Raw genomic sequence first — 11,608 nt, forward strand, 5'->3', positions numbered from 1 at the left:
TGCAAGGCAAATATCGTATATACAGAAACATATGAACACACACAAATTACACCTGCTGCTCGCAGCAGCCTGCCTGGCTCCCCTGTCGCTAACCGCCCAAATCACGGAAAGAGAACGTCCGGCAGAATGGAGACACCTCATTACAGGCGGACGCTATATGGACCGCTTCGAAGCAATGCCCGAAGGTACGCTATCCGCAGACACATGGGGAGCGGACAGCGTGCGCCCCCGCTATATCGACAACGGCATCGAACATCCCGATATCTCGTTCTGGGGAGGCAATATCATACAAACGCCTGACCGGAAATATCACCTATTCGTGTGCGGATGGCCCGAAAGCGCTCCCAAAGGGCACATGGAATGGCCCAACTCAACGGTCTACCATGCGACCGGCGACCGGTTGCACGGACCTTTCGCCATTCAGGACACGATAGGGAAAGGGCACAATCCGGAGGCTTTCATCCTCAACGACGGACGGGTCGTCGTATATGTTATCGACGGGTATTACATAGCGGACAATGTCAACGGCCCCTGGCAATACGGAAAGTTCAAGTTCGACCCTCGCGACCGGAAAATCATCGAGGGACTGAGCAACCTCAGCTTTGCCAAAAGACAAGACGGGTCATACCTGATGGTTTGCCGCGGAGGAGGCATCTGGATCAGCAAGGATGGCATCGCCCCTTACGAACAGATAACGGACAAACGGGTTTATCCGCCCGTCAAAGGAGAGTTCGAGGACCCGGTCATCTGGCGGGACTCCCTGCAATACCACCTGATTGTGAATGACTGGTTAGGACGGATCGCTTTCTACCAACGTTCCAAAGACGGCATCCACTGGGTTACGGAACAAGGGGAAGCCTATATGCCCGGAATCTCTTTCCATCGGGACGGGCACGTCGAACACTGGTTTAAGTACGAACGTCCTAAAGTCTTTCAGGACAAACAGGGACGTGTAGAGCAGATGAACTTTGCCGTAATCGACACCGTCAAATGGGACGACCACGGCAGTGACAACCATAGTTCGAAAAACATCTGCATCCCGATGAACAAGGGGATGCTATTATCCGTATTGAACCGAACACCGATAACGGCATCTACCCCGGCCATCCAGGTCAAAGTCTTGGCGGAAGAGGGTTTCGACCCGCTTCAGGAAATCGACTTGGGGTCTTTACGGTTCGGCTCCTACAACGAGGTGAACTTCGGCAGAGGATGTAAAGTGGTCAAAACCGAAGCATCCGGAAAAGACCTTATCCTGACATTCGACGGCAAGGGAAGCGGCATCACACCGGATGAATTCGCTCCGAAGATGATCGGAAAGGATAAAAACGGAAAACTGTTGTTCGGATATGCGAACCTGCCTTATGTCGATTACAAGCCGGCTCTATTGTCCTGCCGACGTCCCGTTTACCGGGAAGGCCGGAACGAAGTCGAACTGGAAGTCCAGAACTTCGGGCTATCGGCATCGGGAGAAATGACAGTCGAAATCAAGCAGGCCGGGGCAGGAATGGGCAGTCATACGGTCAAGCCCCTGCAACCGTATGAAAAAGCAAGCCTCACCTTTACCCCTAAAAAGGGGAAATGGACGGATAAGGCGGATTACCAGGTAGTCTTCCTCCGGGATGGGCAAATAGTAGAAACAAACAATTTCAATATCTCCAAATAATCATTTATAAACATGAAACACACTTTTATCCTTCTGCTTGGGGCCATGCTATCCTTACAAGGACAGGCCCAAGACAAGCAAATGAAATTCCAGAACACGATCCCGGTAGAAGCGGGCGACAGCCATGCGACAATCATCGAGAAAGCCGCCCATGTCGTACCGACACCGAACCAGTTGGCAGCGTTGCAAAACGAGTTTATCGCCTTCATCCATTTCGGGCCGAACAGTTTTACCCGCCTGGAATGGGGAAGCGGCAAGGAAGACCCGAAAGTCTTCGACCTGAAAGAACTCGACACAGACCAATGGTGCGAAGCCATGAAAGCCGCCGGCATGAAGATGGTGATCCTAACGGTCAAGCATCATGACGGGTTCGTCCTGTGGCAAAGCCGCTACACGAAGCACGGCATCATGTCCACCGGTTTCCGCGACGGCAAAGGCGACATCCTGAAAGACCTGTCGGAATCCTGCCGCAAGTACGGATTGAAGTTAGGCGTCTATCTGTCACCGGCAGACCTGTACCATATCGAAAACCCGGAAGGGTTGTACGGCAACCTCAGCAAATACACCACACGGACCATCCCGCGGGAAGTGCCCGGACGGCCTTTTGCCAACAAGACCCGTTTCGAGTTCGTGGTGGACGACTACAACGAATACTTCCTGAACCAGCTCTTCGAAATCCTGACCGAATACGGCCCGATCCACGAAGTATGGTTCGACGGGGCACATCCTAAACGGAAAGGCGGACAGACCTACAACTACCCTGCCTGGAAGAAACTGATCAAGGCACTTGCTCCCAACGCCGTCATATTCGGACGGGAAGATGTCCGCTGGTGCGGTAACGAAGCCGGCGGGACACGGTCGACCGAATGGAACGTGATCCCCTACCAGGCAAATCCGGACACGATGTCGAACTTTGCCGATATGACGGACAAAGACCTCGGAAGCCGTGAGCAGCTCTATAAAGCCCGCTACCTGCATTACCAACAGGCCGAAACCAACACTTCCATCCGCGAAGGCTGGTTCTACCGGGACGACACGCACCAGAAAGTACGAAGCACCGACGATGTGTTCGACATCTATGAACGCGCCGTAGGAGGCAACTCCACCTTCCTGTTGAACATCCCGCCCAACCGGGACGGCAAATTCTCTCCGACGGATGTAACCGTGCTGCAGGAAACCGGCCAGCGAATCCGGGAAACCTACGGGACCGACCTGTTCCGTCAGGCAGAAGGCCCGAAAGAGGTGCTCGACCAAAATGCAGACACCTACCTGATGGTCGATAAGGACGGGGCGGGAATCGTCATCTCCACTCCCCGACCTGTCACCCTCAACCGCCTGGTTATCCAGGAAGCGATTGCCGCCAACGGGGAACGTGTGGAAAAACACGCCGTGGACGCCTGGATCGACGGAGGATGGAAAGAGATCGCCCATGCCACCAACATCGGCTACAAACGAATCCTGCGTTTCCCGGATGTCACGACGGACAAGATACGGGTCCGCATACTCGAATCCCGCCTGACACCCGCAATCTGCACCATCTCCGCCCACCATTACAAAGCCCGTCCGCCCCGGTTGAGCGCACAGAGAAGCATGGACGGACTGGTTACCATCGAACCGATGGCACAGGAATTCGGCTGGAAAGCGCATGGCGAGAACATTGCCGAGAACCTGAACGCGGGTTTCAAGATCTACTATACGACAGACGGAACGGAACCATCGGCAAGCTCTACCGAATATAAAGCACCTTTCCAGATGGGAAACAGCGAACTGAAAGCGGTAGCCATCCTGAACGGAGAAAAGGGAGCCACCTTGCAGGAACGGTTCGGGCTGGTCAAAAAGGGATGGAAAGTGACCGGTAAAACATCGCAATCCCTCGCCATCGACCTCGGTAGCCAGCAAACGGTAAGCGGCTTTGCCTTCACCCCGCAAAAACAAGGCGGTAAAGGAACGGTGGCCGGTATCATCCGGATCAGCAATGACGGGAAGAACTGGAAAGAGGTGGAACGCTTCGAATTCGGCAACCTGATCAACGATCCGTCCAAACGCTACCACCACTTCAAGCAAACGGTAAAAGCCCGCTACGTCCAAGTGGAGGCAGCGGAAATCGCCGCCCGTACGGAGGCTGCCGCCCTTGCCGGGATAGACCTGTTCTGATCCATACCCTTAAGGCTAAAAAATATACCCTCTATCCTGTCCGGCTGCACCCTATAAGGTAGCTCCAGACAGGATAGAGGGTATTTTTTTAGCATGTACGCTTTTTCAAAAAAGGGTGAAGGTGTGTCGAAACAAAATCCTGCTTACAATAGATATAATTTAGGCACGGATTACCGGATCCCTTTGATCATACCGGGGAACCCTGTCAGAATCTTGTTTAAGTGTTTCATGTAAGTTAGTTATATTGTACTGTTACTGTTTTGTCTTTCACTGTTTCCAGGATCAGGATGCCCTCCTTTTCCTGCTTTTCTCCCTTATTGCCTGTTACGGAAGCGACTTTGCATCCTTCGGGAATGGCCAGGCGCAACGTTCCACCCTGTTCAGGCAGTATCCGGACTTGCCGGATTTGCCCCGCTACTTTTTCAGCCGAGACAAGGAAAGCCCCCATCGCACGCAGCTTGTCAAAGGCGACATCCTGCCAGGCAGCCGGAACAGCCGGGAACACCCGGATAACACCCGTATGGCTTTGAAGCAACATCTCCTGGATACCGGCGGCAAAGGCGAAGTTTCCTTCCAAGGTAAACGGGCGGTAGGTGAACTTAGACTTTCCGCTCTTCGTCTGGTCACCGTTCGCATGGAACGTATTGGGGAGGCAGAAGCATTCGGCAAAGGTGCGCAGCGCATCGGCAGCCCCTTCCCCATCGAAGGCACGGGCTTTCATGTTTCCGAACCAGCTATAGGAATAGCCGCACCAGTAATCCGGTCCGAAGTCCTGCAACTTCTTTAAAGTCGCTTTTATGATCTCCTGGGATTTCTCTCCCTGGCTCCAATCGATCAGACCGAGCGGGTGGATAGACATGGCATGGGAGAAATGGCGATGGGATTCATCATAAGGAAAACCTTTCGCAAAGGCCAAAGCTCCATCCTCATCCAGGTTCAGATCGGGCAACTGAGCACCGACAGCTTTCCAGTGTCCGGCCTCGTCTGTCAACTCCAGTTCGGAGGCCAGTTCGGAAGCGGCGTTGAAAGCAAAGTGCATCAGGGAAAGATCATAGTTCGTCATATCCTTGAACCAGGCGTCTATCGAATTGTCGAATATCTCCGGGCTGGAACTAAGCGGCAGCCGGCGCACCCCGTCCGCATCGACAACAGAGATCTGTTCCAGATAGGTCACCACATCCTTCAGGAACGGATAGGCCCGCTCTTTCAGGAATACACGATCCGCCGAATATTTCCACTGCAAATAGAAATGCTGGGACAGCCATGCTCCGACCGTAGGCGACATAGAATATTGTACCCAGCCGCCCATCGGCTCACCGGTCAGGGTGCAAACACCGGGCACATTCATCCCGTCTGTCCCGAAATACTGGCGGGTATATTTCTTATACACGTCACGCTGGTTCCACAAGGTATTCAGATAGCCCATCCCTTCCTGCAAATGGTTACCGGTATAGGCAGGCCAATAGCTCAACTGTGTGTTCAGATCATGATGGTAATCTCCTTTCCAGGGCGGCAACATGCCGTTATCGGCTGTCCAGACTGCCTGCAGGGAGATCGGATAGGAGTCTTCGCGAGCAGACGACCCGAACTTATACATTTCGTTATCGTACTGTTTCTGTAAAACCGTATCCGGCAACGAGACAGACGACTGTGCCCAATACTGGTTCCAGAAGTCCATATGCGAACGATAGTCTGCCTCCACGCCGCGCTCCATCGCCTCTGCCGTTTCCCGGTCAGCCCGGTCGTCGGCCGAAGAAGAGGTCAGGCTCCATACACCACGCAGCGTACTACCTTTCTGCTGCCAACGAACGACCACATCGTACGAAAAGCCTCCCCACCCTTCCTGGTGGAAAGTGGTCGTGCCGGATTCCTTCTCTATATTACAAATATTCTTGTTATTTCTGTCTACTTTCAGCAGGGAAGTCGTGCCGGATTCCTTCTGTATCGTCCCCTGTTTATATCCGAGGCGTCCCAGGGCCGGACCGGCATGCGAGTTGTCGCCTGCAACCTCATCCGGGTTGCTGTAGCGAGGTGTTATAATCTCCGGTGAAACCGTATCCGGCAGGTTCTCGAACACAAACCACCCGACCGGCTCGCTGGCATGCACGAACGTTTTCAGTTTCGTCCCGTTCTCCCAGACCACCTCACAGAGGGCATTATTAAGAAAAAGATGTACGGAAGAGACCTTTCCGATCTTCAACGGAAATTCCAAAGCCGCCCCCGGAATCTTAGAGGGGGCAGGTAAAGCATTATAGGGGTGGTCGTATTTCTTCTGCACCGGCAGGTAATCCCCTTTCCTCACCTGCTCGCATACCCAGGCAAAGCGGTTGTTCTCGCCGGCAATGCTATCCGACGGGCGCAAGTCCCAGAGATCCGTCCGGTCCAGCGAAAGGCGTAGAACAGAATCGCGTTGCCAGACTAATGTTCCTACTGTGGCATTTCCTAACGGGACACCTTCGTCCCAAGTCTTGGCCAAGTGATCAAACTGCAAGTCACTGCTTGCCGGTGTGACAGGCAGTGACTCCTTTTCGCAACAAGCGGCCAACAGGCATGCGCTTATACAGGTTATCCAAAATTCCTTTTTCATTCAATCGATATTATTCTTCAATTACGATACAAAGATACGATTTCAGCATGATTTAGTTCCATTGCCTTTACTTTCATGAAGTTTCCTTACAAGGGAACTCTCGTTTCCTACCGAGGAAACTTACGTTTCCAGCACAGGGAACTCTCGTTTCCTGCCGAGGGAATTTCCGTTTCCTACAGGGGGAAACTGCAATAGACTGGTTATCAATGTTTATCAATACACTATTTTGAGATCCGTTTATTACTTCATTCAAAGTATATCAGGTACTTGTATTTTAGATTTTCATCGATTAGATTTAACCGATTGAATCTTTGTAAATAGTCCATTAAAAAGAATGCAATCTCGCAAATTATAGTAACCTTTGTGATTGAACTCAATGTATCAATTACAATGGCAAAAATTACCGTTCAAAATACAGATATTAGCGTTGTCAAGTACAATGAAGAAGACTACATCAGCCTTACAGACATGGCAAGAAGCCAACTGCAAGAGCATATTATCTTCCGTTGGCTTAGCCTTAAAAGCACTATCGAGTATCTTGGCGAATGGGAAATGTTGTATAATCCCGATTTTAATTGTACCGAATTCGGTACAATTAAAAATGCGGCAGGAAGCAACAATTTTGTGCTTTCGGTGAAAACGTGGATAGAACGGACCAGTGCAATTGGCATTCGTTCTAAGGCTGGTCGCTACGGTGGCACATATGCACATCGGGATATAGCATATCATTTTGGTATGTGGATTTCTCCTAAATTCCAATTACTTCTTGTTAAGGAGTATCAGCGGCTAAAGACAGAAGAACAAAGGCTGCTCGGTTGGTCAGCGAAACGTGAATTGTCAAAAATCAACTACCGCATACATACTGATGCCATAAAGCAAAACCTTATTCCGATGGAAGTTACGCCGATACAAGCAAGCATTATTTATGCCAATGAAGCCGACGTGCTGAACGTGGCGATGTTTGGTATGACAGCAAAACAATGGAGAGAAGCGAATCCCGAACTGAAAGGAAACATCCGTGATTATGCTACTATCAATGAACTTATCTGTTTGTCGAATATGGAGAATCTAAATGCTGTGTTTATCGAACAGAATATGACACAAAGGGAACGTCTTGTTAAGCTAAACCAAATAGCTATCCATCAAATGAGCATATTGGAAAGTGGTGATAATCAAAATCGTAAGCTGTTGAAATAAAGAATTATGAAAGACAATAAGACTTCGCATAACTCACTCTTTTTTTGTTACAAAATTAGAGAAATCTGCTCTATCTGCACGGTAATGAGGTAGTAACTGAACTCTTGCGTTATGTGACTTTCGCACGGCTTCGGATGACTTTATGCCAACCCAAAAGAAAAGCGTATCTTGTATTTTATCCCTAAACCTGAGGGATATGTTGTCCAAATGGTATTGTTTTGTCCTGTAACCCACATATTTTGGAAAATTACGAGTATTTTTTCTTGTTGATTCGGAAACCTATTTACCTTTGCAACTATTCCGTAGTGGGCAGCGGCTCACGGAGTGCAGGATCAATTACATATTGTAAGTATTTTACGAAGATTATTCCTTACATAAAATCTGGTAAATTTTTAGCATAGAGGAATAATGGACAGTAAATGCTTGCGCTGACTACGTATGTAGAATGTCTTCCATTTTTGATGGATAGATTATAATATATCGTATAAGCGCGGGCTTGTTGTTCTATTATTTCTATGCGGGCTTACCAGAGCCTTATGTTTGATAATAGACAACTCGTCCGCGTTTTTTTTATGCCCCATCCGCCTCTCTTTTGCCGTCTGCTTCAGCAGACGGTTTAAAGGATTTAGAGGCAAAGCCTCTTCCTCTGTGGGTTTTTAACCCCTTTCATTGATTGCATTTAAAGGGGTTAAAACCCACAAAGGAACCGGCAAAGCCGGGAACAATCACCTATCCGTCTGCTGAAGCAGACGGCAAAAGAGAGGCTGCGGCATGAGGCTTGCCTCACCTGAATCTCATAGGAGCAGGTGGTATCGGCCATCCCCAAAGAGCCGTCAGGCTCTATTTCCGGCATAGGGAATTCTCGTCTCCTGCCGAGGGATTATCCGTTTTAAGATCCGTTTTTTACTTCATTCAAAGTATATCAGGTACTTGTATTTTATCCCTAAACTAAGGGGATATGTTGCCCAAAGAGTATTGTTTTGTCCTGTAACCCATATATTTTGGAAAATTACGAGCATTTTCCCTTGTCGATTCGGAAAACCTATTTACCTTTGCAACGATTCCGTAGTGGGCAGCGGCTCACAGGGCACGGGATCAATTACATATTGTAAGCATTTTACGAAGATTATTCTTAGTTAGAAATCAGCAAAATTTTTAAGTACCCGGAATAATAGACAGTAAATGCTTGCGCTGGTTACGTATAAATTTATCTACCATTTTTATGGGAGGATTGTTATATCGTATAAGGCGCGGGCTATTGTTTTATTATTGGTGTACGGGCTTTGCTGAGCCTCTAATTAGATAATAGACAATAGACCCGCGTTTTTTTATGCCCGTTCATAATCATTCGCGGGGAGTTGTCCTCCCCTTCGTGAAATTAGTTGTTGGATTTTTAAACACTATTTTATTAACAATTAATTTTTAATGATTATGAACAAGAGATTTTCTACTCTTTTGGCTGCCGCTCTGGTAGCAGGTGGACTGTCTTTCAATGCGGCGGCTACAAGCTATTTACCTTCAACGGTAGATGATGGAGGCGTAAAGGAAGGCGTCAATGCGTATTTAATGGCAGGAAGCGACTATCTTACTGTAGACAAAGATGGTTCTCTGAAAGTTGTTTCTGCTCCGTTAACTGGAGTAAATTTGTCTTCTGCTCTTTGGACAATTAAAGCTGTTCCTACAACAACTGTTACAGGAACGACTTATGCTTATCAATTTACAAATAAAGGAACAGGCCAGTTGCTTTCTATCGAACTGAAATCGAATAAGGCTGATACAGGTAAAGATAATTTGAAAATTGAGGCAGGTAACACAAACTGGGGATGGGACAACTCAAAAGGTCTATATGCATTGACTGCTGACTCTGTGTTCTGGATTGATGGAACAGGATTGAAAGCCGATAAAGGGACTACTGTTGGTGTTGTCAGTACTGCTATTACTTATGGAGAAGTTGCAGCAAGCACTAAAATAGAAATGACAGCCGATGATTTTGCTGCTTTAGTAAAAGACGGTAAACTGTATTTCAATGGCGAAAATGTTTCGACTGGTCAGAAGAACGTGCTGACTGCAAATAAGTGGACGGCTGAAAGCTATGCTATCAATAGTGGCGTTTTTAAAGCTGTAAGCGGTTCTTCTAATACTGAGAAAGTGTTGTTCCTGACTAACGGTGAAAAAGTGGCTGGTTACGACAATGAGTTGAAAGCTACAAACAGCAAGAAGAAATATTTGGTTGTAGACCATAGCTTCTATAACGCTCCGGCGAATACATTGAATACTTTGATCGTTGATACTTTGTCTTTTGATCCGGTTGACGAAGCTGTGACAAGTACTCAGATTGACAATCGTACTGTTATCGGTGGCAAGCACCACCCGTTTGCTGCAGCATTCAAGGCTGAATATTATATTGCAAACGATTCAATCGTATTGACTTCCTTGTATCAACCGGCTACTATTCCGGTGGCTTCGACTTTGGAAAAGTTGGCTGATACACAGGCTAATGTATATGCCGCGTTAGGGAATTATGGTGGAAATGCAACAGCCTTTTTTGGTTCAGCAGTAAAAGCTTTCTATGGCATAAATGCTTCCGGTCCTGCAGAAGATGCTACATTTGCAGATACAAAATTTAAGTTGAATGGCACTAAGTATGAGTATGATAATCAAACTGGAGATATTACTGGTGCTGAATTGATAGAAGCTTTTGAAAAAGCTGTAAACGAATATAAAGACAAGGAAGCTGCAACAGATGCAGAGAAGGCAAAATCTGCTGCTGCTAAAAAATATGCAAAAGATTTAGTTGCAGCTATTAAAGGTTTGAAAATCGTGACGGCATCAAATGGCTCTGCACCTGCAGTTGTTTCAACAGACAAATACAAAGCACCTTCTTATGTAGACGGCGTGAGCGCTTTGAAAGTTGCAGAAGACAACAAAGAAGTCGTTGTTCGTAAACTTGCTGAAACAAAAGTTCTGACAATTGCTGATAAAGCAGATGCTTCAAACTTGATCGCCCTGATTCAGCCGTACGCAACTAAACCGGGTGTCGGTGGTGATGCTGAAATCGCTGAAGGTATCTATTATGTAATCGATGCTGAAAAGGGTGTGGATGAACCGAACAAGAACTATGGCAATTACTTTGACTTTAGCCCGGTAAATCCTGCCAAGTATGTAGGAAAAGCTCAGGCATTCAATCCGTATGCACAGTTTGTTGTAGAAAAGGCAGCAGGTGTGGCTAAGGGCAACTATACGATTCTGAATCGTGCAGGTGTTGCAGATGCACAGACTGTGGATAAATGGCTTGGTGTAACTAATGTTGTAGACAAAGACAACAACATCTTCGCTATCGGTGGCGACACAATCCAGTTGGTAGCAGCCGAAGACGTAGACGCAGACAACGCTTATATCGGCTACAAATATATCACAGCTAACGATGCCAAGAACAACAAGTTCACCATCACTTCTGCTGCTGACGTATTGGAAGGACAGAGCATCGTAATGACAAAAGACTCTACACTGAAAGTCGCAGCTCCGGAAGATGAAGTTCTGTATACATTAGTTCCTTCTGATGAAGAAGAATATGGTGTAGAAGATGCTTTAAAGAAAGTAACTTACACAATCATGGATGCCGACAGCGCATTTATCATCAAAGATGCAACAAGAGGTTATGTATTCTCTAACGGTAAACATGGCGAAGCTAACGGAACTCCGGTTCAGTTCACTATGATCGCTGTCGATACAGATTCTACTTATGTATTGTATGATGAAGATGGAGCTCTGAAGCTGGTTGTTAGCACCCAGTACAAGACTATCTCCGGCGAACCTCTGACCGCTCGCAACGACATGTTCATCGTTAAACCGCAGTCTGCTCCTGCTTCTTACAAATCTCTGCCGAAACACGTACGCATCCAGGCAATCAACGGCGACTATGCTACTGTTAACGGCGCTAACCAGGGTATCGCTGTTCGCGAAGGTGATTTGAAGGCTGATGCTTATAGCAACTTAGACTTTATCTT

5 protein-coding genes are annotated in these 11,608 nt (G+C 47.7%); 4 read left to right on the forward strand and 1 reads right to left on the reverse strand.

Features of this window, described 5'->3' with window-relative positions; all coding sequences use genetic code 11:
• Positions 1-31 precede the first annotated feature (31 nt).
• Positions 32-1,663, forward strand: coding sequence for a glycoside hydrolase family protein (locus tag H8S65_RS06970; RefSeq protein WP_186929266.1), 1,632 nt, complete (start codon positions 32-34; stop codon positions 1,661-1,663).
• Between the two features lie 12 nt (positions 1,664-1,675).
• Positions 1,676-3,817, forward strand: coding sequence for an alpha-L-fucosidase (locus H8S65_RS06975; RefSeq protein WP_186929267.1), 2,142 nt, complete (start codon positions 1,676-1,678; stop codon positions 3,815-3,817).
• Positions 3,818-4,052: 235 nt separating this feature from the next.
• Here the strand turns inward: H8S65_RS06975 and H8S65_RS06980 are convergent, their stop codons facing one another.
• The gene (locus H8S65_RS06980; RefSeq protein WP_186929268.1) at positions 4,053-6,404 is read right to left on the reverse strand and encodes a glycosyl hydrolase family 95 catalytic domain-containing protein; all 2,352 of its coding nucleotides are present in this window, start codon (positions 6,402-6,404) and stop codon (positions 4,053-4,055) included.
• 390 nt (positions 6,405-6,794) lie between these two features.
• On the opposite strand from H8S65_RS06980, the gene H8S65_RS06985 reads away from it, so the two are divergent.
• Both H8S65_RS06985 and H8S65_RS06990 read left to right on the forward strand, forming a co-directional pair.
• The gene (locus H8S65_RS06985; protein ID WP_186929276.1) at positions 6,795-7,601 is read left to right on the forward strand and encodes a KilA-N domain-containing protein; all 807 of its coding nucleotides are present in this window, start codon (positions 6,795-6,797) and stop codon (positions 7,599-7,601) included.
• Between the two features lie 1,431 nt (positions 7,602-9,032).
• On the forward strand, positions 9,033-11,608 hold a 2,576-nt coding region (locus H8S65_RS06990), incomplete at its 3' end, for a hypothetical protein (protein ID WP_436277870.1).

The sequence above is a fragment of the Parabacteroides hominis genome, assembly GCF_014287585.1.
Classification (GTDB): Bacteria; Bacteroidota; Bacteroidia; order Bacteroidales; family Tannerellaceae; genus Parabacteroides; species Parabacteroides hominis.